25 protein-coding genes and 1 pseudogene are annotated in these 24769 nt (G+C 73.2%); 10 read left to right on the top strand and 16 right to left on the bottom strand.

Features of this window, described 5'->3' with window-relative positions; all coding sequences use genetic code 11:
• The first annotated feature begins 142 nt into the window (after positions 1 to 142).
• Together xseA and OG989_RS11590 are read left to right on the top strand one after the other, a co-directional pair.
• Positions 143 to 1309 carry an exodeoxyribonuclease VII large subunit gene (xseA, locus tag OG989_RS11595; RefSeq protein ID WP_311414055.1) on the top strand — a complete coding sequence of 389 codons (1167 nt, stop codon included), beginning with the start codon at positions 143 to 145 and terminating at the stop codon, positions 1307 to 1309.
• A 134-nt stretch (positions 1310 to 1443) separates the two neighbouring features.
• Positions 1444 to 1656, top strand: a complete 213-nt coding sequence (locus OG989_RS11590; protein ID WP_151457736.1) for an exodeoxyribonuclease VII small subunit — start codon at positions 1444 to 1446, stop codon at positions 1654 to 1656.
• Positions 1657 to 1850: 194 nt separating this feature from the next.
• Here OG989_RS11590 and OG989_RS11585 read toward each other — a convergent pair whose 3' ends face one another.
• The 3 genes from OG989_RS11585 to OG989_RS11575 form a co-directional block, all read right to left on the bottom strand.
• Positions 1851 to 2705: a hypothetical protein gene (locus tag OG989_RS11585; protein WP_151455777.1), complete on the bottom strand. Its 855-nt coding sequence runs from the start codon at positions 2703 to 2705 to the stop codon at positions 1851 to 1853.
• A gap of 244 nt (positions 2706 to 2949) precedes the next feature.
• Positions 2950 to 3759 (bottom strand): hypothetical protein, encoded by an 810-nt coding sequence (locus OG989_RS11580; RefSeq protein ID WP_225852319.1) that lies wholly within the window; start codon positions 3757 to 3759, stop codon positions 2950 to 2952.
• A 119-nt stretch (positions 3760 to 3878) separates the two neighbouring features.
• Positions 3879 to 4592: a DUF4245 domain-containing protein gene (locus OG989_RS11575; protein WP_151455778.1), complete on the bottom strand. Its 714-nt coding sequence runs from the start codon at positions 4590 to 4592 to the stop codon at positions 3879 to 3881.
• A 152-nt stretch (positions 4593 to 4744) separates the two neighbouring features.
• Here OG989_RS11575 and glpX point away from each other — a divergent pair, with 152 nt between their 5' ends.
• Together glpX and OG989_RS11565 are read left to right on the top strand one after the other, a co-directional pair.
• Positions 4745 to 5776 carry a class II fructose-bisphosphatase gene (gene glpX / locus OG989_RS11570; protein WP_151455779.1) on the top strand — a complete coding sequence of 344 codons (1032 nt, stop codon included), beginning with the start codon at positions 4745 to 4747 and terminating at the stop codon, positions 5774 to 5776.
• Positions 5773 to 6756 (top strand): DMT family transporter, encoded by a 984-nt coding sequence (locus OG989_RS11565; RefSeq protein ID WP_370518966.1) that lies wholly within the window; start codon positions 5773 to 5775, stop codon positions 6754 to 6756. The genes glpX and OG989_RS11565 overlap by 4 nt, the downstream gene beginning before the upstream one ends.
• 67 nt (positions 6757 to 6823) lie before the next feature.
• Here OG989_RS11565 and OG989_RS11560 read toward each other — a convergent pair whose 3' ends face one another.
• The 7 genes from OG989_RS11560 to OG989_RS11530 all read right to left on the bottom strand — a co-directional run bounded on the left by OG989_RS11560 (position 6824) and on the right by OG989_RS11530 (position 13814).
• A complete protein-coding gene (locus tag OG989_RS11560) occupies positions 6824 to 8413 on the bottom strand; it encodes a hypothetical protein (protein WP_151455780.1) in 1590 nt (529 codons plus the stop codon).
• A 66-nt stretch (positions 8414 to 8479) separates the two neighbouring features.
• Complete coding sequence (locus OG989_RS11555; RefSeq protein ID WP_151455781.1) at positions 8480 to 9448, bottom strand: NAD(P)/FAD-dependent oxidoreductase; 969 nt, start codon at positions 9446 to 9448, stop codon at positions 8480 to 8482.
• A gap of 117 nt (positions 9449 to 9565) precedes the next feature.
• Positions 9566 to 10219, bottom strand: coding sequence for a rhomboid family intramembrane serine protease (locus tag OG989_RS11550; RefSeq protein WP_151455782.1), 654 nt, complete (start codon positions 10217 to 10219; stop codon positions 9566 to 9568).
• Positions 10220 to 10331: 112 nt separating this feature from the next.
• Positions 10332 to 11030, bottom strand: coding sequence for a lytic transglycosylase domain-containing protein (locus tag OG989_RS11545; protein ID WP_132233366.1), 699 nt, complete (start codon positions 11028 to 11030; stop codon positions 10332 to 10334).
• Positions 11031 to 11305: 275 nt separating this feature from the next.
• Positions 11306 to 12721 carry a PhoH family protein gene (locus OG989_RS11540; RefSeq protein WP_132233364.1) on the bottom strand — a complete coding sequence of 472 codons (1416 nt, stop codon included), beginning with the start codon at positions 12719 to 12721 and terminating at the stop codon, positions 11306 to 11308.
• A 381-nt stretch (positions 12722 to 13102) separates the two neighbouring features.
• Entirely contained in the window at positions 13103 to 13438 is a 336-nt protein-coding gene (locus tag OG989_RS11535; protein WP_151455783.1) for a hypothetical protein, read from the bottom strand.
• A gap of 31 nt (positions 13439 to 13469) precedes the next feature.
• Positions 13470 to 13814: a hypothetical protein gene (locus tag OG989_RS11530; RefSeq protein ID WP_327030487.1), complete on the bottom strand. Its 345-nt coding sequence runs from the start codon at positions 13812 to 13814 to the stop codon at positions 13470 to 13472.
• A gap of 264 nt (positions 13815 to 14078) precedes the next feature.
• On the opposite strand from OG989_RS11530, the gene OG989_RS11525 reads away from it, so the two are divergent.
• From OG989_RS11525 to otsB, 3 genes are all read left to right on the top strand, one after another.
• The gene (locus OG989_RS11525; protein WP_151455784.1) at positions 14079 to 14519 is read left to right on the top strand and encodes an XRE family transcriptional regulator; all 441 of its coding nucleotides are present in this window, start codon (positions 14079 to 14081) and stop codon (positions 14517 to 14519) included.
• Positions 14520 to 14681: 162 nt separating this feature from the next.
• On the top strand, positions 14682 to 15035 hold the full coding sequence (locus tag OG989_RS11520) for a hypothetical protein (RefSeq protein ID WP_327030486.1): 354 nt from the start codon (positions 14682 to 14684) through the stop codon (positions 15033 to 15035).
• 104 nt (positions 15036 to 15139) lie between these two features.
• Positions 15140 to 15964, top strand: coding sequence for a trehalose-phosphatase (otsB, locus tag OG989_RS11515; RefSeq protein ID WP_327030485.1), 825 nt, complete (start codon positions 15140 to 15142; stop codon positions 15962 to 15964).
• A gap of 33 nt (positions 15965 to 15997) precedes the next feature.
• Here otsB and OG989_RS11510 read toward each other — a convergent pair whose 3' ends face one another.
• The 4 genes from OG989_RS11510 to OG989_RS11495 form a co-directional block, all read right to left on the bottom strand.
• Positions 15998 to 16768, bottom strand: a complete 771-nt coding sequence (locus tag OG989_RS11510) for an isoprenyl transferase (protein WP_132233354.1) — start codon at positions 16766 to 16768, stop codon at positions 15998 to 16000.
• Between the two features lie 31 nt (positions 16769 to 16799).
• Positions 16800 to 17996, bottom strand: coding sequence for a geranylgeranyl reductase family protein (locus OG989_RS11505; protein ID WP_425853958.1), 1197 nt, complete (start codon positions 17994 to 17996; stop codon positions 16800 to 16802).
• Positions 17997 to 18533: 537 nt separating this feature from the next.
• Positions 18534 to 19394: a hypothetical protein gene (locus OG989_RS11500; protein WP_327030483.1), complete on the bottom strand. Its 861-nt coding sequence runs from the start codon at positions 19392 to 19394 to the stop codon at positions 18534 to 18536.
• A gap of 43 nt (positions 19395 to 19437) precedes the next feature.
• Positions 19438 to 21279, bottom strand: a complete 1842-nt coding sequence (locus OG989_RS11495; protein ID WP_151457547.1) for a phosphoenolpyruvate carboxykinase (GTP) — start codon at positions 21277 to 21279, stop codon at positions 19438 to 19440.
• A gap of 136 nt (positions 21280 to 21415) precedes the next feature.
• Between OG989_RS11495 and OG989_RS31920 the strand changes: the two are divergent.
• From OG989_RS31920 to OG989_RS11485, 3 genes and pseudogenes are all read left to right on the top strand, one after another.
• Positions 21416 to 21507, top strand: a pseudogene (locus OG989_RS31920) (GtrA family protein); the annotation flags it as partial.
• 155 nt (positions 21508 to 21662) lie between these two features.
• Positions 21663 to 22208 (top strand): GtrA family protein, encoded by a 546-nt coding sequence (locus OG989_RS11490; RefSeq protein WP_151457548.1) that lies wholly within the window; start codon positions 21663 to 21665, stop codon positions 22206 to 22208.
• Between the two features lie 65 nt (positions 22209 to 22273).
• On the top strand, positions 22274 to 23020 hold the full coding sequence (locus tag OG989_RS11485; protein WP_327030482.1) for a GtrA family protein: 747 nt from the start codon (positions 22274 to 22276) through the stop codon (positions 23018 to 23020).
• Between the two features lie 172 nt (positions 23021 to 23192).
• Here the strand turns inward: OG989_RS11485 and OG989_RS11480 are convergent, their stop codons facing one another.
• The gene (locus OG989_RS11480) at positions 23193 to 23765 is read right to left on the bottom strand and encodes a PH domain-containing protein (RefSeq protein ID WP_132233342.1); all 573 of its coding nucleotides are present in this window, start codon (positions 23763 to 23765) and stop codon (positions 23193 to 23195) included.
• An 84-nt stretch (positions 23766 to 23849) separates the two neighbouring features.
• Positions 23850 to 24725, bottom strand: a complete 876-nt coding sequence (locus tag OG989_RS11475; protein WP_327030481.1) for a biotin--[acetyl-CoA-carboxylase] ligase — start codon at positions 24723 to 24725, stop codon at positions 23850 to 23852.
• Positions 24726 to 24769: the final 44 nt, after the last annotated feature.

Here is a 24769-nt window from a genome sequence, read left to right as displayed (position 1 = left end):
CCGCCACCACGGCGCGATGCCGGCCGCACGCCGCCCACCCCCGGCCGAGCCGCACGGAACTGTCCGGGACGGGCCGTAGGGTGGGCGGGTGAGCACAGGCGAGGTGGGGCGGAGCACGTCCGAGGAGCCGTGGCCGGTCCGGGTGGTCAGCCAGAAGGTCGGCGCCTGGATCGCCCGGCTGGGCTGGGTGTGGGTGGACGGGCAGGTGGCGCAGATCAGCCGCCGACCGGGCGCCAGCACCGTCTTCCTCACGCTGCGGGACCCGTCGGCCGACCTGAGCCTGACGGTCACCACCAACCGGGACGTCCTGGACGTCGGCGCCCCTGAGCTGCGCGAGGGCGCCCGGGTGGTGCTGCACGCCAAGCCGGAGTTCTACGCGGCCCGGGGCACGCTGAGCCTGCGCGCCGACGAGATCCGGCAGGTCGGCCTCGGCGAGCTGCTGGCCCGGCTGGAGAAGCTGAAGAAGCTGCTCGCGGCCGAGGGGCTGTTCGACCGGGCGCGCAAGCGCCGGCCGCCGTTCCTGCCCAACCGGGTGGGGTTGATCACGGGTCGCGCCTCGGCCGCCGAACGGGACGTGCTGACCAACGCCCGCCGGCGCTGGCCGGCGGTGGAGTTCCGCACGGTCAACGTGGCCGTGCAGGGGCCGAGTGCCGTCCCGCAGATCGTCGACGCGCTCAAGGTGCTGGACGCCGACCCGACCGTCGACGTGATCGTCATCGCCCGGGGCGGGGGCGGCATCGAGGACCTGCTGCCCTTCTCCGACGAGGCGCTCTGCCGGGCCGTCTTCGCCTGCCGCACGCCGGTGGTCAGTGCGATCGGCCACGAGACCGACGCGCCGTTGGTCGACTACGTCGCCGACGTACGGGCCTCGACGCCGACCGACGCCGCCAAGCGCGTGGTCCCGGACCTCACCGAGGAGGTGCGCGTCATCCGGCAGGCCCGGCACCGCCTCGAACGCGCGGTGCGCAACCTGGTGGACCGCGAGTCGCACCGGCTCGACGGTCTGCGCTCCCGACCGGTGCTGGCCCGCCCGCAGGTGATGGTCGACCAGCGGCTCGCCGACCTGACCGGGCTGCGCCAGCGGGCGGGGCGCTGCCTGGACCACCGGCTCGCCGCCGCCGACGACGACCTGCGGCACACCCTGGCCCGGCTGCGCGCCCTCTCCCCCGCCGCCACCCTCGACCGGGGCTACGCGATCGTCCAGCGTGCCGACGGCCAGGTCCTGCGCGCCGCGTCCGAGGTGGGCAAGGGCGACCCGCTCCGGGTACGCCTCGCCGAGGGCGAACTGGCGGCGACGGTCGACGGCTGAACGGAAGTGGAAACACGATGGCGAGCTGGCGGCGACGGTCGACGGCTGAACGGAAGCGGAACACACGATGGCGGGCCGGCCGCGACGGTCGACGCTGAACGGCGACGGGATCACGATGTGGTGGGATGGCAGCGATGACTGACGAGAAGAAGGCCGAACAGCTCAGCTACGAGCAGGCCCGCGCCGAGCTGGCGTCGGTGGTCGAGCGGCTGGAGACCGGCGGCACCACGCTGGAGGAGTCACTGGCGCTCTGGGAGCGCGGCGAGAAGCTCGCCGAGACCTGCCAGCGCTGGCTGGACGGCGCCCGCGCCCGCATCGACGCCGCCCGCCAGGACCCCGCCTCCTGACCTCCCCCGCCCGGGCCCCGGCTCGCGCTCCCCTCGCGGACCCGGCTCGCGCCTCGGGCCCCGCTCGCCCGGCGATCATGGAGTTGTGGTGGGCGATACAGGGCGTTCTGCACCTTGTGTCACCCACCACAACTGCATGATCGGCGCGGGCGGGAGCGGGGGCGCGGGCGGGAGCGCGGGGGTGGGGAGGGGGGTTAGTTGAAGAGGTTGTAGAGCTCGGCGGGGGCCTCGACGACCTGGTCCGCCGGGGGCTTCTGGGCGGCGGTGGCGCTGCCGTAGTCCGAGTACGTGATCTTGATGTCCTGCGCCTGGTTCTGGCCGGCGGCCGGGATCTGGACGACCATCTCGCTGAGCCGGCCCTGCGGGTCGAGCTTCGCGGTGAACGGCACCGACTTCGCCTGCGCCCCGAGGGCCGTGATCACCGTCGGGTCCACCGAACCCGCCTCCGCCGCCTTCGACACGTCGATCGTGCCGGCGTACGCGCCGTCGCCGGTCTGGCGTACCTCCGTGATGCCCTGCGTCAGCACCTCGCTGCCGGCGGGGTCGACCTTGTCGAAGTCGAAGCCGAGGTTGCGGTTGCCCTTGATCCGGGTCTGGTCCAGGTGCTGGTACTTGCCGAGGTTGAGCTTCTGCACCCCCGGCACGCTGTTGGCGGTCGTGCCGCCGAGTTCGACCTTCACCCAGCTGTCCGGCTTGTAGTGCACGAGGTCGAGCTTCATGAACAGGTCGTCGGTCGGCTTGCCGATCGTCACCCGCATCTCGGCGCTCTGGGTGGGCTCGTGCACCCGTCCCTCGGCCGTCGAGCCGACGCCGGACATGGTGAACCGGAAGTTGCCGTTGCTGATCTCACGGGTGGAGGCCAGCAGCGCCTGCTTGGCGTCACCGGACGCCGGGGCCGCGCTGCCGGAGGGCGCGGGCGTGCCGGACGCCGAGACGGTCGGGGAGGCGGACGAGCCCGCCGTCGGGGTCCCGGAGGAGTTGCAGGCCGCCAGGCCGGGAGTGAAGAGGGCGGCGGCCACCAGGCCGGCGCTCAGGCGTCGAACAGTCATACGTGTCTCCCACATGGGTCACCCGACGCACCTGGCGGCGGCCGGAAACCGGGCGACGCACCACGTCGGCTGCGCCGCGCGAACCCCCTGAGGCCGGCTGCCGGGGCGACCGGTCCGGGTCCGCCCCACTCCTGTTCCCTGTCGCCGCGTCGCACAATCACCGGGATGTCCGGTTGCCCCGGACGGGTGACCCCGGAACGCGGAAACGGGGCGGCCGGAGCCGCCCCGTTTCCGTGTGTCGCTGTTACTTCTTGAACATCTCGTACGTCTCGGGGGACGCCTCGACCACCTTGTCCGCCGGCGGCTTCTGCGCGGCGGCGGCGTTGCCGTAGTCCGCGTACGTGACCTTGATGTCGTGCGCCTTGGTCTCACCGGCGGCCGGCACCGAGATCACCAGCTCGGTGAGCCGGCCCTCCGCGTCCAGCTTGGCGGTGAAGGGCAGCGTCTTGGCCTGCGCGCCGAGGGCCTTGACCAGGTCGGCGTCCAGGGTGGCGGCGTCGCCCGCGGCGGACACGTCGAGCTTGCCGGTGTAGCTGCCCTCGGCGGTCTTCTGCACCTCGGTGATGCCCTTGGTCAGCTTCGCGCTGCCCGCCGGGTCGACTTCCTCCATGTAGCGGCTGAGCTCGCCGGCGCCCTTGACCTTGGACTGGTCGAGGTGCTGGTACTTGCCCTTCCACTTCTCCGCGCCCGGGATCATGGCGCCCAGTTCGCCGAGGTCGAGCATCACCCAGCTGTCCGGCTCGATGTAGATCAGCTCCATGCCCATCGACATGCCGCCGGACTCGTCGTCGAACTTCATGCTGAACTGGGCGCTGTTGCTGGGCTTGTGCACCAGGCCCTTGCCGCTCAGCCCGGCACCAGTGAGGGTGAAGGTGAAGTTGCCCTTCTCGATCTCCTTGGTGGAGGCGAGCAGCGCCTCCTTGGGGTCGGCGGGCACCGCCGACGCTGCCGAGCCCGCGGCGGTCGGCGCGGGATCGTCCGCCTTGCAGGCAGTCAGGCCGGGAACGAGCAGGGTGGCGGCGAGCACGCCGACGCTCCACCGTCGAATGTTCACAGTCAGTTGTCTCTCTTCACGCGAAACGGTAAGCACCTGGCGGACTTCAGCCGCCGGGCAGTGAGCCGGGGCAGCGTAGCCGATCCGACCGACACCCGGGGGGCAGCCGTGGAAGCGGGCTACCGGATCGCCGAGGCCAGGTGCCGCAGTTCGTTGTCCCGGGCGTCGCCGACCACGATCACGGTCCGGTTCGGTTCGAGCAGGACCAGGGCCTGTTCGTTGCCGCGGGCGGTGTACCGCTGCCAGGAACGCCCGCCCAGGTCCGTCTGGCCCTGCGGTTGCCCCTCGGCGGTCAGCTCGGTGGGCAGCAGCCGCTCCGGAGGCACGCTGCTCTGCACCAACTGGGCGGCCCGCCCCTCCGGGGTGAGGTAGCCGAGGCGGAGGCTCGACCCGCCTTCGACGGTCTGGAAGTTCGCGCTGACGGTGCGCCAGCCGTCGTCCAGCCCCGCCGGCTCGCTGACCGGGAAGGCGTTGGCGGCCCGCGCCGATTCGAGGGCGGGCGCCGGGTCGACGGTCGTCGGCTGGTCGCCGCCGAGGAACCCCCGGTAGAAGGCGAGCAGCAGGGCGATCGGGATCAGCAGCACGAGCAGCGAGATCGCCATGTCCTTCGGCGAGCGCTCCGACTTGCGGGTGTCGACCGCCGGCGGCGGCGCGGGCCGCTCGCCCGTCTCCGCCCCGCCGTCGGGCGGGGCCACCCCGGGGGCGCCGGCGGGTTCGACCAGCGCCGGCTCCCCTTCCGGTACGGCGGCGGCCCGGGTCGGGGCGACCGGCGGCTGGCCGTCCGGCGGCGTCGAGTCGGCGGGTACGCGTTCGGCAGGCTGTGCGGCTTCCACCCCACCATCTTCGCAGCCTCCCGACCGGCCGTATCCGGGCCATCACCGCCCCGACCCCGCGTCGGGTGAGCGATCGTGTGAGGATCAGCGACAAACCCGGCAGCGGCGACGCCGCACCCTGCCGCCCCGCAACGTCGCGAGGAGGAGCCGTCATGACGAACACCAGGACGCGGATCCCACAGGATCTCGACCGCAACCTCGCCCTCGACCTGGTCCGGGTCACCGAGGCCGCGGCGATGGCCGCCGGTCGCTGGGTCGGTCGGGGCGACAAGGAGGGCGGCGACGGAGCCGCCGTCGACGCGATGCGCAAGCTGATCAACTCGATCCCCATGCGGGGCGTCGTGGTGATCGGCGAGGGTGAGAAGGACAACGCCCCGATGCTCTTCAACGGCGAGCACGTCGGCGACGGCACCGGCCCGGAGGTGGACGTCGCCGTCGACCCGGTCGACGGCACCACGCTGATGAGCAAGGGCATGCCGAACGCGGTGGCGGTGCTCGCCGTCTCCGAGCGGGGCGCGATGTTCGATCCGAGCGCGGTCTTCTACATGGAGAAGCTCGCCGTCGGCCCGGCCTACGCCGACGTGGTGGACATCAACGCCGGGGTGGCCGAGAACCTGCGCCGGATCGCCAAGGTCAAGGGCACCGACGTCTCCGAGGTCACGGTCTGCGTGCTGGACCGCAGCCGCCACGACGACCTGGTCACGCAGATCCGCCGGGCCGGGGCGGGCATCCGGTTCATCTCCGACGGCGACATCGCCGGTTCCATCGCGGCGGCCCGGGGCGAGTCCGACGTCGACGTGCTGATGGGCATCGGCGGCACCCCGGAGGGCATCATCTCCGCCTGCGCGCTGAAGTGCATGGGCGGGGCGATGCAGGCCAAGCTCTGGCCGCGCGACGCCGAGGAGCGGGAGAAGGCGCTCGCCGCCGGGCACGACCTGGACCGGGTGCTCACGACCGACGACCTCGTCACCGGGGACAACTGCTTCTTCGTGGCCACCGGCGTCACCTCGGGCGACCTGCTGCGGGGCGTCCGCTACCGGGCCGGGGGCGCGTACACGCAGTCGATCGTCATGCGCTCGAAGAGCGGCACGATCCGGGTGATCGACTCGTACCACCGGCTGGAGAAGCTCGCGCTCTACTCGGCCGTCGACTTCGACGGCCGCCCGCTGGCCGAGCAGGAGTGAGCGTCGCCGGGACGCTGGCCACTCCAGCCACGTCGGCGGCCCGCCGGATCACCGGCGTGGGCCTCGCGACCGCCTCCGGGCTGGCCGTGGCCGTGCAGTCCCGGATCAACGGCGAGTTGGGCGTACGCCTGGCCGACGGGATCGCCGCCGCGGTCGTCTCGTTCGGGGTGGGCCTGCTGGTGCTGCTGGTGCTGGTCCCCGCCACCCCGGGTGGGCGGCGGGGGCTGGTCGCCCTGCGCGGCGCGCTCACCGACGGCACGTTGCGGCCGTGGCACTGCCTCGGCGGGGCGTGCGGCGCGCTCCTGGTCGCCGCCCAGGGGCTGACCATCGGCACCCTCGGCGTAGCGATCTTCACCGTCGCGGTGGTCGCCGGCCAGTCCGGCAGCAGCCTGGCCGTCGACCGGGCCGGGATCGGTCCGGGCGGTCGCCAGCCGGTCACCGGCCAGCGGCTGGCCGGCGCGGCGCTGACCGTGGTCGCGGTCCTACTGGCCGTCGGCGACCGGCTCGGCGACCCGGGCACCCTCGTGCTGGCCCTGCTGCCGCTGCTCGCCGGGGTGGCCATCGCCTGGCAGCAGGCGGTCAACGGCCGGGTACGGATGGCCGCCGGCAGCGCGCTGACCGCCACGCTCGTCAACTTCTCCGTCGGCACGGTGGCCCTGCTGGTCGCCTTCGCCGTCGACGTCGCGATCCGGGGCTGGCCGGCGGGCGGCGCGCCGGCCGAGCCGTGGCTCTATTTGGGCGGGCCGATCGGGATCGTGTTCATCGCGATCGCCGCGGCGATCGTCCGGTTCACCGGCGTGCTGCTGCTCGGCCTGGCCACCATCGCCGGGCAGATCGTCGGTGCCGTACTGCTGGACCTGCTGCTGCCCACGGCGGCCTCCCGCCCGGGGCCCGTCACCCTGCTCGGCGCGGCGCTGACCCTGGCCGCGGTCGGCGTCGCCGCCCTCGCGCCGACCGCGCCCCGGCCCTCGGTCCGCTGACCGTCGCCGACCGCGCCCGGCGGCCAGGGAACCGCCGGCCGGGCCCCGCACCACACCGGCGGCGGGATCAGCGGGGCGGCCAGGCGGGGCCCGCTGGCCAGGGCGGGTCGGCCCGGTGGGCGGGCGCCGTGACCAGCCGGGCCGCCCGCCAGCCCAGCAGCAGCCCCGGCGCGGTGGCCGCCACGGCGAGCAGCAGCGCGGTGTGGGTGTACGCGGGTCGCCCGTAGAGCCAGCCGACCAGCGGCAGCGCGGCCAGCGCCAGGGCCAGCGCGGCGGCCAGCAGCACCTCCAGCGTCCACCGCCCCGACTGCTCGGCCGGCGTCCGGACGGACAGCAGCAGCACACCGAGCAGGACCGTGAGCAGGGCGACGACACCCGCCTGCGCGAAGAGCAGCGCACCCGACCAGACCACGGCCAGCAGCGCCCAGGCGGCGACACCGAGCGCGGCCAGGCAGATCAGCCGCAGGCGGGCGGTGCCGGCCCGCAGCCCCGCCCGCACACCCGACACGGCGAGCACCGACCCGGCCAGCGTGAGCCCCAGGAACAGCGCCAGGAGCGGATCGTCGCGTCGGTCCCCGGGGGTGCTCCGGCCGAGTGCCGGTGGTCGCCCGTCGAACGCATATCCTCCGGCCTCCTCGGATCCGACGAAGCCGAGCCGCTCCCAGCTCCCGTCGGGCCGACGGACGGCGAAGCCGTCCCGGCCGTTGGCCACCAGCACGACGTGCCGGCCGTCGCCGGTGTCCCGCACCGTCAGCTCCTGCGCGGCGATCCGCTCCCCGCGCGGCCCCGGATCCGGGTACTGCCGGCGGAGCACGGCCCGCTGCGCCTCGGTCGCCCCCCAGGCCGGACGCCAGCTGCGACCCGCGTCGTCGCTCTGCTCCACGGCGAGCCGGCCGGGGACCATCCGGTAGCAGCGCGTCGGCGTGGCGGTCGAGCAGCCCCGGCTGACGGCGCCGGCGACCGGCCCCTTCGCACCGGTCAACGCTTCGACCTCGCCCCGCGTCGGGTCGCGCCACGTCGCCCCGGCGTCGTCACTCACCCGCCAGGCGGGACTGTCGTCGAAGACCTTGTCGGCGTAGCCGTGGCCGATGCCGGCCGCCAACCGTCCGTCGAGGACCGCCGCCCGGACGGCGTCGGGGTGGTGGACGGGGCTGGTGGCCGCCACCGCCAGCGTCGCCGCCGGCAGCAGCACCAGCAGCCGGACCAGCCGGGCGGAGCGCCGTCGCACCGGCTCCCGCCGCGCCCGGGACCAGCTCCACCACGCGACGGCCAGCGCCGGCAGGGCGAGCAGGTCGGTGCCGTCCGCCCGGACCAGCGACGGCCCGCTCACGGCGCTCCACGCCGCCGAGGCGACGCCGGCGGCGTACCCGCTGGACTTGACCGCGGTGAACCCGACGGCGACGAGCCCGAGCCCGAGCCCGGCGGCGGCGCGGGCCGGCAGCCGCGGCGCGAGCAGCGCGAGCAGCACCGCGACCAGCGGCGGCGCGAGGACCAGCCCGGCGACGTCGCTGAGCTTGCCGGTCACCGGGCCGGGGAAGGCCGCCTTGAGCAGGTGGTCGTTGGTCACCAGCAGGACGAGGGCGGCGACCGTCGCGGGGTGCCCCAGCCAGGCCAGGGTCGCGGGAGCGCCGTCGCGGCGCGGGGGCGGAGCGCTCATCGGCCCACGATCACAGTCGTTGATCTCGATCCGGCCACGGCCGGGGCAGCATCCGGTACCGGCGCGTCAGGTGCCGTCGGACGAGTGCCCGGGGAACAGGTGCGCGCTCGGGTCGATGGCCACCGCCGCGTTGTTGACCGCCGTGGCCGCCTCGCCGAAGCCGGTCGCGATCAGCCGCACCTTGCCCGGGTACTCCGTGATGTCGCCCGCCGCGAAGACCCGGGGCAGGTTCGTCGCCATCGCGCTGTCGACGACGATGTGCCGGCGGTCCAGCCGCAGCCCCCACTCGGCCAGCGGGCCGAGGTCGGCGGTGAAGCCGAGGGCGGCCACCACCGTGTCCACGGGCAGCAGCTCCGCCGCGCCGCCGCGTACGGTGATCTCGGCGCCGGTGACCGTGCCGTCGCCGTGCAGCCTCGTCACCTCGGCGTTGACGATCACGCGCACCGGCAGCCCCAGCACCCGGGCGACGGTGGCCGCGTGCGCCCGGAACTTCTCCCGCCGGTGCACCACCGTCACCGAGCGGGCCAGCGGCTCAAGCGTCGACGCCCAGTCGAAGGCGGAGTCGCCGCCACCGACGATCAGCACGTCCCGGTCGGCCAGCTCCGTCGGCTGCGGTACGAAATAGACGATCCCGGCGCCGGCGAAGTGCTCCGCCACCGGCAGCGGGCGGGGCGTGAAGCTGCCCAGCCCACCGGTGACGATCACCGCCCCGCACCGCAGCTGCCCGCCCCCGGCGAGGCCGAGCACCGGCTGCCCGTCGGCGTACGAGAGCTTCTCGGCGCGGGTGCCGAGCAGGTAGCACGGGTCGAAGGGAGCCGCCTGGGCGACGAGGTTGGCCACCAGGTCCCGCCCCTTGACGGCCGGGAAGCCGGCGACGTCGTGGATCAACTTCTCCGGGTACATGGCGGTGATCTGGCCGCCGGGTTCGGGCAGCGCGTCGACGACCGCGACGGAGAGCCCTCGGAATCCGGCGTAGTAGGCCGCGAACAGCCCGGCGGGGCCGGCCCCGATCACCGCGACATCGACCTCGCGCATGTGCGTACCGTCGCTTTCCGCTCACGGATCAACGCGTGCTGATCCCGACGGTAGGGCCGGCGGCGCACCCGGGGCAAGCATGTCCCACCGGGCCGCGCGGCACCGGCGCGTCGGCGTTCAGGGCATGGTGAGCGTGGACTCCGAGCGGTGGGGGCCGCCCAGGTCTCCCCGGCGGCGCCGGAAGATGATCGCGGCGACCACCCCGCCGAGCAGCCCGAACAGGTGCCCCTGCCAGGAGATCCGCTCGTCCGTGGGGAGGATGCCGACCAGCTGCCAGCCGTAGAGCAGGCCGACGAGCAGGAAGACCGCGAAGTTCCACCAGCTCCGTTCGACGATGCCCCGGGTCAGCAGGATGCCCAGGTAGCCGAAGATGACCCCGCTCGCGCCGACCACCACGGAGGTCGACGAGCCGGTGAACCACACACCCAGCCCGCTGACCAGGATGATGACGAGCGTCGACCAGAGGAAGCGGCGGGCGCCGGCGGCGAGCACGAAGGTGCCGAGCAGGATCAGCGGGATGCTGTTGCTGTAGAGGTGGTCGAAGCCGTGGTGCAGGAACGGCGAGAAGAAGACCCCGTCGAGCCCGTCGATGCGCTTCGGGATGATTCCGGCCGTGGCGTCGAGGCCGACCGCGAGCCCCTGGTCGAGGGCCTCGATGAGGAAGAGGAACGGCACCACCGCGCACATGGCGACGAAGGCCCGGCCGAGCGCGGCGTAGAACGCCTCGGTGCCGAACCGGTGCGGGTCGCCGCTTCCCGGGTGCAGGGTCACCCGTCAAGAGCTATCAGGTGTCGGCCACAGCCGCCACTTCTGCGGCGATCCGTACCCGGAACGACGAGGGCGGGGTGTGTGGACGCCCACACACCCCGCCGTCGAAGGTCGATCAGTACCAGCCCACGTCCTGCGAGTGGGCCCAGGCCTTGCAGGGCGAACCGTAGCGGCCCTCGATGTAGCCGAGGCCCCACTTGATCTGGGTCGCCGGGTTGGTCTGCCAGTCGTCGGCGACCGAGCCCATCTTGCTGCCCGGCAGCGACTGCGGGATGCCGTACGCCCCCGACGAGGGGTTGCGGGCCTTGTGGTTCCAGCCGCTCTCCTTGTCCCAGAGCTTGTTCAGGCACGGGAACTGGTCCATCCCGAAGCCCGCCTTCACCATGAGCGCGCAGCCGACCTCGCGGTTGCCGCTGAACTCGGCGCAGGAGGCCGGGATCGGTCCGGTGTACGGCTTGCTCTCGGCGGCCTTCTCGGCCGCGGCCTTGGCGGCGGCCTCGCGGGCCTTCTTCCGCGACGCGGCGGCGGCCTCGGCCTCGCGGGCGCGCTTGGCGGCCTCCTTGGCAGCCGCGGCGGCGCGCAGCTTCGCCTGGTACTCGGCGGTCCGCTGCTTCGCGGACTGCACCTGCTGGGCGGCCTGCCGCTCGCGCTGGTACTCGAACTCGGCCTGCTCGACAGCGGCGCCGACCTGCGCGGTCAGGCCCTGCTGCTGGGTCTGTCGGTCTTCACCCAGGTAGACACCGCCGGCAACGCCCACGGAGAGCAGTGCGACAGCGGCCGTACGGGCGCCGAACCGGCTCCACAGCCGACTCACGAAGTGGTCCCTTCGTCGGGTGCAAGGACACGGCGCGGGGCGTCAACCCGGGTGGGTCGCGTCCGCGTCGCGAGCGCCCCGACCCGGTGCCGGTCGCAGCCGACGTACCCCGGTGAATGTTGGTGTGTCCTGTGACGAACGATCACCAACGATCTTCTCGGTACGTGGGCGCTCGTGGGACACCATCGCGCACGGTGAGGCTGATGGGAAACGAAGAGCGCCGATTGTGATCTGCGCCACAAAGAGAATGCGGACAAACCCCTACATAACGTCCGTCATTGCGGGATGTCCTCCAGAAGATCCGTCACCATCGCGGCGATCGGCGAACGCTCCGAACGGCTGAGGGTGACGTGGGCGAAGAGCGGATGGCCCTTGAGCGCCTCGATCACGGCGGTCACTCCGTCGTGCCGGCCGACGCGGAGATTGTCCCGCTGGGCGACGTCGTGGGTGAGCACCACCCGGGAGCCCTGGCCGATCCGGGAGAGCACCGTCAGCAGCACGCCGCGCTCCAGCGACTGCGCCTCGTCCACGATCACGAAGGCGTCGTGCAGGCTGCGGCCCCGGATGTGCGTCAGCGGCAGCACCTCCAGCAACCCCCGCGAGGTGACCTCCTCCAGCACGTTCTCGTGCACCACCGCGCCGAGGGTGTCGAAGACCGCCTGCGCCCAGGGCGACATCTTCTCCGACTCCGAGCCGGGCAGATAGCCCAGCTCCTGGCCGCCGACGGCGTAGAGCGGGCGGAAGACGACGACCTTCTTGTGCCGGCGGCGCTCCATCACCGCCTCCAGCCCGGCGCAGAGAGCCAGCGCCGACTTGCCGGTGCCGGCCCGCCCGCCCAGCGAGACGATCCCCACCGACTCGTCCAGCAACAGGTCGAGCGCGATCCGCTGCTCGGCCGAGCGGCCGTGCAGCCCGAACGCCTCCCGGTCGCCACGGACCAGCCGTACGGTCTTGTCGGGCAGCACCCGGCCGAGCGCGGAGCCCCGGCCCGAGTGCAGCACCAGGCCGGTGTGGCAGGGCAGCCCGGCGGCGGCGTCCAGGTCCAGCGCCTCGCCGGCGTAGAGCCGGCCGATCTGCTCCTCGGCGAGTTCCAGCTCGGCCATCCCGGTCCAGGTGGGGTCGCTGGCCTGGCCGTGCCGGTACTCGTCCGCCCGCAGGCCCACCGAGGCGGCCTTGACCCGCAGCGGCATGTCCTTGCTGACCAGGGTGACCTCCCGCCCCTCGGCGGCGAGGTTCAGCGCGACGGAGAGGATCCGGGTGTCGTTGGAGTCGGTGCGGAACCCCGGCGGCAGCACGCCGTCGTCGGAGTGGTTGAGCTCCACCCGCAGCGTGCCGCCGGAGTCGTTGGCAGGCACCGGGCGGTCCAGCCGCCCGTGCCGGACCCGCAGCTCGTCCAGCATGCGCAGGGACTGCCGGGCGAACCAGCCCAGCTCCGGGTGGTGCCGCTTGCCCTCCAACTCCGAGATGACCACGAGGGGCAGGACCACCTCGTGCTCGGCGAATCGGTGGAAGGCCGCCGGGTCGGACAGGAGCACCGAGGTGTCCAGGACGAACGCCTGGCCCGCTGGTCGGGGCTCCTCGGTGTCCACCGGGGCGGCGGACGCGCCGCGGCGGCTCCGGGTGGCGCGGCGGGTCGTGGCAGTCGCGGCCGGGGTCTGGTCGGTCCCGGCGGGCGTACGGCGAGTCGTCACAGGCCTGCTCCGACGGATGGGCACCCGCCACCCGCGTTCCGCCTCCTCCGGTGCCCGGGGACACGGGGTCGGATGCGGAACCCCGTGCGCGAGGTCGCAGATCCGGGCGGACCGGCTGGCCCGGGAGAACCCCGTGCCATGCCTAGACGCTAGCCGCGTCGGACCCCGTCGGCTAGAGGTCGGCGGTGGATCTCCGGGGACCGGCGGGTGAACTCGGCCGGCGGCGGATCCGGCCGGGATGCATGCCCCCTGCGCGCACCCCGGCCGGCGGGAACCACCGTCACCGGTCTGACGTGGTCCCTACGGTGCGTGTCCGCCGCGGACGACGCACCGTGTCCTGGTTCCGGTCGACGGGGCCTCGGGCTCCCCGTCGACCGGGGTTCAACCGGTCCGCCGGACCAGGGTGCCGGTCGGGTGCCGCCCGGCGACCGGGGCGACCGGCGTCGAGAACGACGAGCCGGTGTACGTGGTGCCGGGCCGCACCACCGTGCCGGTGACCCGGGCGGTGGCGGGCGACGGGCCGGCCAGGGCGGACGCGATGGCGGCCTGGGCGTCGCGGCGACGTCGGTTCCAGGCCCCCCGGTCGCCGTCGAAGTAGCCCTGCCGGTAGCCGAACCGGTAGCCGATGCGGTAGCTGAGCTGGCCGTGCAGCCGCCCGGCCGCGTAGCTCGTGGCGCCGAGGACGAGGACGAGGAAGACGGCGAGGAAGGGGCTCATCCGGCGGCTCCGGTGCGCCGCGGGTCCCGCTTCATCGCTCCTCCGGCTCGGTCGGCGTGGGCTCGGCGACCAGGAGCCGGTCCAGGTCGTCGGTGCTGACCTCCTCGACCAGCTCGACGCTGATCCGGCAGCCGTCCAGGACGACCTCGGCCACCGAGGAGCGGCGGATCTCCCCGCCGGCGTCGTACACGCGGACGCTGACCTCGGGGCAGCCGAAGTGGGTACGCCAGGCGTCCCACTCGGTGCGGTCGCCGACGCTGAGTGACAGGTAACGGCAGCCCCGGGCGAGATAGAGCCGCCATGGCGCGCTCAGGCCCGTGGCCACCCCCTCCGCGATCAGGCCGAAGGCCTGGGCACGGGTGGCTAGCTCGGTCACCACACCCCCCTCGCGCCGGGGGCGTGACGCATGTGAGCACTGATCGTCTCATGCACGTGACACACCGTAGATTGTCTCATGGGCGTGACAGTATCAGCTTTTCGTCCGTTTACGGCGGCCTCTACGGGCATCTATTCTGCCCAGGTGACACCCCTCAGAAGCGGTGCCGGATCGTTTACCGGCATCCCGAAGAACACGTCACGTCCGCGTGACAACAGCGTGCCAGGACACGCACCGGTGGCCGGATGGTCGTACCGTCACCGGGTGACCGAGACGGCCAACGCACGGAAGATCGCCTTCGCCACCTTCGTTCGGAGGGCGCTCGACGAGGCCCGGGCCACCCGGGCGTGGAGCGGCACCGAGGTGTCCCGTCGCACCGGCGTCTCCCGGCAGACCATCAACCGCTGGGTCCGGGGCGACTGGGCGAGCGACCCGGAGGCCGAACGCGTGGTGGCGTTCTGCGAGGGCCTCGGCCTCAGCCCGGCGACCGCCTTCGCCGCGCTGGGCTGGGAACGCGCGACCGCCCCGCGCAGCACCCCGGCCACGCCGCCGATGGACCCGGACGTGGAGGCGCTGCTGCGGCGGCTCGTGGACCCCGACGTCTCCGACGCGGAGAAGTTCCACATCCGGGAAACCATCAGATATCTCGCGTATCGCCCCACCCTCCCGGTCCATGTCCGAAAACGAGGTAAACAGGCCGGCTAGTTCCTCAGATGGCGAAAGAACGGCAGGTCAGACTCATTCGTTTCGCTCCGGGGCCGGAACGGGCGCGCTAGCGTCCGTACTCGTACTGCTTGGGCTCGTCGTCGGCGGGGGGACGGGACAAGGCCGAACCCAGCCCTGCGGGACAGAAGGAGGGGTCTGTCCATGACCCTGAAGTGGATGGCAGTCGTGATCGCCACCGTGTCGCTGACACTGGGCGTGACCGGAAACGTGGTGACCCTGGCGGTCAACGGCGGGCAGCTTCCCCTGCTCGTCAACCTCGTCGCGCTCACCTGCGCCGGCACCGCGGTGATCCTGGCCGTGGTCGCCGAGCTGCACGACCGGCTCGACAACAAGGTCAGCGCCCTGACCGACTTCCTCGTCGGCCGGCTCCAGGAGATCGAGGAGCGCACCGGCGACCGCAACAGCGGGTTCGTCGAGGGTTACCTGCTCAACCACGGCCAGGAGGCCGCCGTCGTGCCGTTCGGCCGGCGGGGACGGGGAGCCGCCGAACGCTGACCGTCGGGCCCGTCGCACCTCGACCGCGCGCCCCCCGAGGCGCCGGCCGGAGGCCACCTCTCGGCCGGGGATTGAGCCGCCCCGCCCGGGGTACGCTGTCGCGCGTGCCGCCGTTGAATCTGGGCAACCAGCAGCCGAGGAACCCGTTGGACGCCGACCAGGCCTGGCGGACGACCGCCGGGAGGGCGGCCGGGACCGTCCTCTTCTTCGATTTCGACGGCACCCTGGCGCCTGTCGACGATGATCCCACCGCCGTGCGTCCCGCCCCGAAGGTGCTGGCGGCGATCGAGGCGCTCGCCCCGGTCGTACGGCGGATCGCGATCGTCTCCGCGCGTCCGGTCGACTTCCTCCGCGACCACCTCGGCGGGCTCACCGGCGTCGACCTGTACGGCCTCTACGGCCTGGAACACAGCCACTCCGGCGGCGAGACCGTGACGGAGCCGGCGGCCCTGCCCTGGGTGCCCACCATGGCCGAGCTGGCCGACCTGGCCCGGGCCGAGCTGCCCGAGGGCGCGCTGGTGGAATACAAGCGGCTCTCCGTGGCGCTGCACTGGCGCACCGCGCCGCAGCTCGGCGCGGCCGTGGAGCGGTGGGGCCAGGCCCAGGCCGAGCGGCTCGGGCTCAAGGTCCAGGCCGGGCGGATGGTGCTGGAGCTCAAGCCCCCGGTCGACCGCGACAAGGGCATGGTGATCGACGAGATCGTCCGGGACGCCGAGGGCGCCTGGTACTTCGGCGACGACGTCTCCGACATCAAGGCGTTCGCCGCGCTGCGGGCCCGGGCCGCCGCCGATCCGGACTTCTTCGGCGTCTGCGTCGCCGTCGCCAACCCGGAGACGGGCCACGAGGTCGCGGAGGCCGCCGACCTGACCCTGGACTCCCCCGCCGCCCTCGGCACGTTCCTCACCGACGCCACCCGACACCTCACCTGACGCCCTCGGGGCCGGCGAGGTGCTCCGGGTCGGTCAGGCGCCGTAGCGGCGCTGGCGGTTGGCGTACGAGCGCAGGGCGCGCAGGAAGTCGATGTGCCGGAAGTCCGGCCAGTTGAGCTCGCAGAAGTAGAACTCCGAGTGCGCCGACTGCCACAGCATGAAGCCGGAGAGGCGCTGCTCGCCGCTGGTGCGGATGACCAGGTCGGGGTCGGGCTGGCCCCGGGTGTAGAGGTGCTCGGCGATATGCTCGACGTCCAGCACCTCGGCCAGTTCCTCGAGGGTGCCGCCGTTGGCGGCGTACTCCAGCAGCAGCGACCGCACCGCGTCGGTGATCTCCCGCCGGCCGCCGTAGCCGACCGCGATGTTGACCTCGGTCCCGCCGCTGCGGTCCCGGGTGCGTTCCTCGGCGGCCTTCAGCGCGGCGGCGGTCGAGGCCGGGAGCAGGTCGAGCGCGCCGACCATGCGCAGCCGCCAGGGATTGCCCTCCTCGGCCAGCTCGACCACCAGGTCCTCGATGATCTGGAGCAGCGGGTCGAGCTCCTTGGCCGGTCGGCGCAGGTTGTCGGTGGCCAGGAGGTAGAGCGTCACGTGCTCGATGCCGGCCTGGTTGCACCAGCCCAGCATGTGCTTGATCTTGACGGCGCCCATCCGGTGACCGTCGTTCGGGTCGACGTAGCCCATCTCCCGGGCCCACCTGCGGTTGCCGTCGCACATCACGCCGACGTGCCGGGGCACCGGCTTGCCCGCGAGCTTCGCCGTGAGGCGACGCTCGTACACGGAATAGATCAGGTCCCGCAGAGTCATCACCTTGCAGCGTAGCGACCTGCGCGCCGAATCACCGCCTCGGAGTCCGCTCCCACGCCGGCAGACCGATGCCGATCATGCCCAGCGTGCGGGCGTCGAGCCGCCCGTCGCCCAGCCCCAGCTCCACCACCGTCCGGTAGACGCGGTCGTCCCGACCCGCCGCGCGGACCGCCGCGTCGACCACGCGCCGGCGCCGGGCCAGCCACGCCGCGAGCGAGCTGTGCCGCAGGTGGGTGCCGAGGCGGCGGCGCAGCGTCGCCGCGTACCGCCGGGCGGCCTGCTCGGGCGAGCCCGCCGCCGCCGCGCCGGCGAGCGCGCCGGAGAGCAGCGCGTAGAAGATGCCCTCGCCGGTGAACGGGTTGATCAGGGAGAGCGCGTCGCCGGCGAGCAGCAACCGGCCGCGCCCGGGGGCGGGACGGTGCGTCGACAGCGGCAGGTGATGGGCCCGCAGGTCGGTGACCGTGGCCGGGTCCGTGCCGGGCAGCAGCGCGCCGAGCCGGTCGACCAGGTGCGCCCGGGTCAACGGCTCGCCCCGCAGCACCTCCCCGTACCCGACGTTCGCCCGGCCGTCCCCGATCGGAAACGACCAGGCGTACGCCGGCCAGCGCGGCGCCGAGGTGACGATGAGCTGTTCGGGCGGGCCGGGCAGCGCCGGGGCGTACCCCCGGATGGCGAGCGCCAGGTGACGGTCGGGGTTCGGCCGGTGCCCGAGCGTCCGCCGGAGGACGGACCCGGCGCCGTCCGCCCCGACCACCGCCCGCGCCGCCAGCACGCCGTCGAGCACCACCCGGTCGGCCCGCACCTCGACGTGCCGCACCGCGTGCCGGCGCAGCCGCGCGCCGGCACCGACCGCCGCAGCCACCAGCCGCGCGTCGAAGACCCTGCGGGGCACGGTGTACGCCGGCCGGGGCAGCGCCCGGGCCACGGCGCCGCCGCCCGGCCCGACCAGCCGCAGCGCCGGCAGTGGCGCGTACCCGGTCACCGCGTCGGGCACCCCCAGCTCGTCGAGCACGTCCAGCGCGTGCGCGGCGATGCCGTCCCCGCACGCCTTGTCGCGGGGAAAGTCGGACCGGTCCAGCAGCAGTACGCTCGCCCCCGCTCGCCGGGCCGCCAGCGCGGCGGCCGACCCCGCCGGACCGGCCCCCACCACCACCACGTCGAACTCGTCGCCCACGGACTCGTCGCCCACGCGTCGCCTCCCACCGCCGGTCCGGCTCCTGCGGGTCATCCTCCCGCCGCGGGTGCACACCGCGCCGAAACCCGCCCGGCACGTCAACGAGGACCCCCGAACTCCCCGGCGTCCTCCCGAGACCCTCCCGAAGCCCTCGCGGGACCCTCCCGGGACCCTCCCGGAGTCTCCTCCCGGGGGCCTCCCGGCGTCCTCCCGGGGCCCTCCCGAAGCCCTCGCGGGGCCCTCCCGAAGCCCTCGCGGGGCCCTCCCGGCGGCCCACGAACCAGACGCCGAGGTCCGGCCGGGGTCCCCCGGACCCTCCCCGGCAGCGACGGCGCCTCCCCACGCATCGCGGGATGACGGCGCGCGCAGGAGATCTTGGTAGTTACGTGCCCCTGGAGGGGCATGTTCCTACCAAGATCGGCGAAGGGCTAGGCGTGACGGGCCCGCGGACGCTTGCGTGGGCGGGGGGACGAGGGGCGGAGCGGGGCGGGCCCGCGGGCGGTCTCGTGGGCGGGGCAGGTCGACAGCGCGAAGGCACCGTCCCCGGGCGGGTGGGGAACAGGCCCCGTGGCCCTGCTCGGGCTGGGCGTCCTACGCCGGGCGGGTGGCGCGTTCGGCGCGGGTGGCGCGCCAGAGGCCGTAGATCGTTAGGCCGGCGGCGGCCACCAGCGGGCCGCCGTCGCGGACCAGCCCGTCCGGGCCGAGCAGCCACCAGCACAGCGGCAGGTCGACGGCGAGCACGATCGCGGTGACGGCCACCAGCAGCGTGCGCGCCCAGCCCTTGCCGCGCATCAGGAAGGCGGTGCAGAAGAGCACCGCGTAGCTGGTCACGATCCCGGCGGCGAACCAGAGCAGCACGGCGGGCACGGCGGCGAGCCGGTCGTCCAGCACCGCGCCGCCGGCGACCAGCGCCGGGACCAGCATGAGCGGGCTGTACGTGAACGCCGCGACCCGGCTGGTGAGCAGCCAACCGCTGACCTCCGGCCGGCGGGGCGGGGTCTCCCGCCAGGAGATGCCCTCCCGGTCGATGACCAGGCGGGGCCGGTGGCGGACCAGGTGCCCGGACACCGCGGACGAGCGGTAGAGCAGCCAGACCACGGCGGCGCAGAGCACGGTGAGCAGGGCGAACCCGAGCAGCCCCGGCAGCGGCGGCACTCCCTGCCGGGGCACGATCAGCCGGCCGACCGCGAAGACCGTGGTCACCGCCAGGATCAGCCCGAACGGCCGGGCCACCGTCCGGCCCCGACGGACGTGCCCGATCAGCAGCAGGAAGCCGAGCGAACGGAGCATCGCCCAGCCCGTCCGCACCGCCAGCCCGAAGCCCTGCTCCGGGGCGTACCACCAGTTGAGCAGCTCGACCACGACGGTGGCCGCCGCGGTCAGCGCGAGCAGTGCGGTCAGCGCCCGGACGGCGGACGGCCGCCGGACCTCGGTCGCGGCGGCCGTCCTCATGGGATCCGGTGATGCCCCGTCGGGGCGTCGGTCACACCTGTCCTCAGCGCTGCGGCGCCGCGTCGAGCCGGGCACGCAGCGCGTCCAGCTCGGCCCAGAGCACGCCCGGCAGCTTGTCGCCGAACTTCTCGAACCACTCGGTGACCATCGGGAGCTCCTTGCGCCACTCCTCCGGGTCGACCTTCAGCGCGATCCGGACGTCCTCCGGGGTCATGTCGAGGCCCTCGACGTCGAGCGCGTCCTGGGCCGGGACCATGCCGATCGGCGTCTCCACCGCCTCGGCGCGCCCCTCGATCCGCTCGATGACCCACTTGAGCACGCGGGAGTTCTCGCCGAAGCCGGGCCAGAGGAAGTTGCCCTCCGGGTCCTTGCGGAACCAGTTGACGTAGTAGATCTTCGGCAGCTTGGACTCGTCGCCGTCGGTGCCCTTGCCCATCTCGATCCAGTGCCGGAAGTAGTCGCCGGCGTGGTAGCCGATGAACGGGAGCATCGCCATCGGGTCGCGCCGGACGACGCCGACCGCACCGGAGGCGGCGGCGGTGGTCTCCGAGGAGAGCGTCGCGCCCATGTAGACCCCGTGCACCCAGTCGCGGGCCTCGGTCACCAGCGGGATGGTGTCCCGGCGGCGACCACCGAAGAGGATCGCGTCGATCGGCACGCCGTTCGGGTCGAAGTAGTCCTCGGCCAGGATCGGGCACTGGGTGATCGGGGTGCAGAACCGGCTGTTCGCGTGCGAGGAGAGGCTGTCGCTCTCCGGCGTCCAGTCGTTGCCCTTCCAGTCGACCAGGTGCGCCGGCGGCTCGCCCATGCCCTCCCACCAGATGTCCCCGTCGTCGGTCAGGGCGACGTTGGTGAAGACGGAGTTGCCGCGGTCCAGCGTCCGCATCGCGTTGGCGTTGGTCTTCCAGTCGGTGCCGGGCGCAACGCCGAAGAGGCCGTACTCGGGGTTGACCGCGTAGAGGCGGCCGTCCGGGCCGAAGCGCATCCAGGCGATGTCGTCGCCGATGGTCTCGACCTTCCAGCCCGGGACGGTCGGCTCCAGCATGGCCAGGTTGGTCTTGCCGCAGGCCGACGGGAAGGCCCCGGCGACGTGGTAGACCTTGCCCTCCGGCGAGGTGATCTTGAGGATGAGCATGTGCTCGGCGAGCCAGCCCTCGTCGCGGCCCATCACGCTGGCGATCCGCAGCGAGTAGCACTTCTTGCCGAGCAGCGAGTTGCCGCCGTAGCCGGAGCCGAAGGACCAGATTTCCCGGGTCTCCGGGAAGTGGGAGATGTACTTGGTCTCGTTGCACGGCCACGCCACGTCCTGCTGGCCGGGGTTGAGCGGGGCGCCGATGGAGTGCAGCGCGTGGACGAAGTCCGCGTCGTCGCCCATGGCCTCCAAGACCTTGGCCCCCATCCGGGTCATGATGCGCATCGACGCGACCACGTACGGGCTGTCGGTGATCTCGACGCCGAACATGGGGCTCTCGGCCTCGACCGGGCCCATGCAGAACGGGATGACGTACATGGTGCGCCCGCGCATGCAACCGCGGTAGAGCTCCGTCATCGTCCGCTTCATCTCGGCCGGCGCCATCCAGTTGTTGGTGGGGCCGGCGTCCGCCTCGTCGACGGAGCAGATGTAGGTGCGCTCCTCGACCCGGGCGACGTCCGTCGGGTCGGTGCGCGCGTAGAACGAGTTGGGCTTCTTCTCGGGGTTGAGCCGGATCAGGGTGCCGGCCTCGACCAGCTCGTCGGTGAGGCGCCGCCACTCCTCGTCGGACCCGTCCACCCAGACGACGCGGTCGGGGGTGGTCAGTTCAGCGACCTCACGGACCCAGGCGAGCAGTTTCGGGTGGGACGTCGGGGCCTGATCGATACCCCGAACGGTAGCCGGAGCAACCATGACACATCTCCTTGTGGTCGACGCTGACCGATCTATGGGATGCACGAGTCTTGACGGCGCTATGCGTCGTCTTCGTGGAAACCTGGGATTGGCCTCAGCGTAAACCGGGCGAGGTCACCAGTCAGTGGGACTGGTTGTGAAGAACTGCACAAGGTACGGGCACGCTGCGGCATCACGAGCTAATACCCGCTTTCACGCGCAGTTTCACGCAAATCCTGTGGGGAACCGTCACCGGCCGGGCCGGCGGCGCCCCGGACGGCGGAACCCGCGAACCGCTCCGCAGGCGGTCCGATCTCGTTACGCTCTGTCCACAGGCGCACACCCGGGTGAGCGGTCCGCCGTTGCTACCCGTGCGGGATGACCCCAGCCGGTAGGCTCGCGTCGTGGCCGCGACGACGACCGGGGAGCCCGGCTCTCCGCAGACCCGCCCGGGTCTGGTCCGCGCGCTGGTGGACCGCTTCGGCCACCTGGTCCGCGAGCTGAGCAAGTTCGCCACCGTGGGCGGGATCGCCTTCCTGATCGACTTCGCCCTCTTCAACTACCTGACGAGCGTGCGGGGCGTCGAGCAGGTCACCGCGAAGACCATCTCGACGGTGATCGCGGCGTCCGTGGCGTTCGTCGGCAACCGGTTCTGGACGTGGCGGCACCGCAAGCGCTCCAACCCGGCCCGCGAGTACGCACTGTTCTTCTTCTTCAACGGCGTCGGCCTGGGGATCGCCGTGGCCTGCCTGGCGGTCAGCCGCTACGGCCTGGGCAGCATCTGGCCGGAGGTGTTCCAGACCCCGCTGGCCGACAACATCGCCAGCTTCATCGTCGGGACCGGGCTCGGGACGCTGTTCCGGTTCTGGTCCTACCGACGGTTCGTCTTCGTCGAAGCGGGAACCCCCTCCGTTCCGGAAGAGAAGCACGACCGAGACCACCGGGCGTGACCAACCGCCCACCTTCGTCCCGGCCGGAGCCTGCCGGCCCCGCCCACTGCCCTAAGGTGTTCCGCATGCGTCTTGTCCGTCTGCTGCCTGAGCGCTGGCAGAAGTTCATCCACGAGGCGCTCAAGTTCGGAATCGTCGGCGGCGTCAACACCGTAATCAATTACGCCGTGTTCAATGTGCTCGCACTGACCGTTTTCGTGGACGGTCAACTGAAGGCGACGGTCATCGCGACCGTGGTGGCGACGATCACGTCTTATCTGATGAATCGTCACTGGACGTACCGGGATCGCCCCAAATCGGCCATGCGGCGCGAGTACGTCCTCTTCTTCCTCTTCAACGGGGCGGGCCTGCTCATCGAACTGGGCGTCCTGGCCGCCGCCAAGTACGGGCTGGGCCTGACCAGCCTGCTGGCCCTCAACGTGGCCAAGACCGGTGGCGTGCTGCTCGCGACGCTGTTCCGCTTCTGGTCCTACCGCACGTTCGTCTTCCAACCGGCGCCCGCCCACGCGGCCGAGACGTGGCACAGCATCCCGCGCGACGAGTGGGACACCATGGCCGAGATGGACCCGGTGGCCGAGTTGGCCGAGTCGATCTCCGAGCTGGAGGAGTCCGAACCACCGCCCGGCGCCGCGCGGCGTGCCCCACGCGGCAAGCCCGGCCCCGAACCCGCGTCGGCGGCGGGCCCGGCGGCCCCGGTCCAGGGGCGCCCCGTCCCGCTCGACGCCGGCCTCGGCGGCTCCCTCGACCGGGAGCTGGAGGCGGAACTGGCCGCCGAACTCCAGGCCACCACCCGCCGCCCGCCCCGCCGCTGACCCACCCGCCGTCCCGGCCCACCCGCCCGTCCTGACCCATGCGCCGTCCCGGCCCGACCGGTTCCGGCCCGCTCCCGGGCCGCGCCGGTCGGGCCGTACCGATTCAGGCCGTCGGGCCGTGCCAGTTCAGGCGGTCGGGCCGTGCCGGTTCAGGCGGTCGAGGCGCGCAGGTTCAGGCGGTCGGGTCGCGCAGCGGCTTGCCCTCGTGCAGGTCCGCCAGGATGTCGCGCATCTCGTCGTCGCCGAGGGAGTGCTTGTCGTGGTGGGCCTCCACCAGCTCGTAGAGCTTGGTCTGCACGCGGCCGACCCCCGGCACGTCGTGCAAAACGGACTGGCCGCGCTCGCCGGCGGACTCGATGGTGAGCGTCCCGCAGCCGAGCAGACGTTCCACGAACCGCTGGTTCATCGCGTGGTCGTTGATCCGGGTCAGCGGGATGTCCCGCCGGTCGCGCGAGAGCACCCCCTGCTGGAGCAGCACCCGCTCGTTCGTGAAGAGGTAGTGGGTGCTCCGCCAGACCAGGAACGGCCACAGGGCCAGCCACAGCACCGCCAGCAGGGCCAGGCCGCCGATGACGGCGAGCGCGATCGAGCCGCCCCCGCCGGACGGCAGCAGGACCAGTCCGGCCACCACCGCCGCGACGGCGAGCACGAGCACCGCGACCGGCCGGATCAGCGCCTTCCAGTGCGGGTGCAGGTGCAGCACGACGTGCTCGTCCTCGGTGAGCACGTCATCGGGGAACGCCACGGGAACCTCCTCGCAGAAACGGACGCGCTGACCGTAGCCGCTCCCCTCCCGCCGGGGGATCAGCCGCGCGGCGGGAGTCCGCGATCAGCGGAGATGCAGGACGTCGCCGGCCGCCAGGGCGCGGGTGCCGGCGGGGGTGGCGACCAGGAGCTGGCCGTCGGCGTCCACGCCGGTCGCGGTGCCGGTCACCTCGTCGCCGCCGGGCAGCAGCACGCGTACCTGCCGGTCGATCGTCGCGCAGCTCGCCAGGTAGGCGTCGCGCAGGCCGCTGGCGACCGCGTCCCCGCCGGCCGCGCGCCACTCGCCGTACCAGTCGGCGATCCCGCGCAGCAGCGCCCGCAGCAGCGGATCCCGGTCGGTGGCCGCCGCGCCGGCCAGTTGCAGGGAGGTCGCCGGCAGCCCCGTCGGGTTCTCCGGTAGCTCGTCGGCGCGCAGCGTGACGTTGAGGCCGACACCGAGCACGATCGCGGGCGGCCGGGCCGGCGAGGGCCCCGGCACCGCCTCGGCGAGGATGCCGGCGCACTTCGCGTCTCCGACGAGCAGGTCGTTCGGCCACTTCAGGCCCGCGTCCAGCTCGGCCAGCCGGGTCACCGTCTCGACCAGGGCGACGCCAGCGAGCAGCGGCAGCCAGCCGTACCCCGTCTGGGGCGCCGACGGCCAGCCACGGTCGGCGACGGCCTCCCCGGGGCGGAGCAGCACGCTGGTGGCGATGCCGGCCCGGGCCGGCGACTGCCAGGCCCGGCCGCGCCGACCGCGCCCGGCGGTCTGCCGCTCCGCGACCACCACCAGGCCCTCGGGCTCGCCGGCCCGGGCCGCCTCGGCGACGTCCGCGTTGGTCGAGCCGGTCTCGACGCGCAACTCCAGGCGGGTCCAGGGCCCGTGCGGGGCGACCAGCGCCCGCCGCAGCCGCGCCGCCGACAGCGGCGGGCGGTCCAGATCGGTGTACGGCGAGCCCGGCATCCCGTCAGCCTACGGCCGCCCCCGTCCGGCCGACCGGGGACGTC

The sequence above is a fragment of the Micromonospora sp. NBC_01740 genome (assembly GCF_035920365.1).
Classification (GTDB): domain Bacteria; phylum Actinomycetota; class Actinomycetes; order Mycobacteriales; family Micromonosporaceae; genus Micromonospora; species Micromonospora reichwaldensis.
Note: the sequence above shows the minus strand (reverse complement) of the source record. Positions and strands in the feature narration are given on the sequence as shown.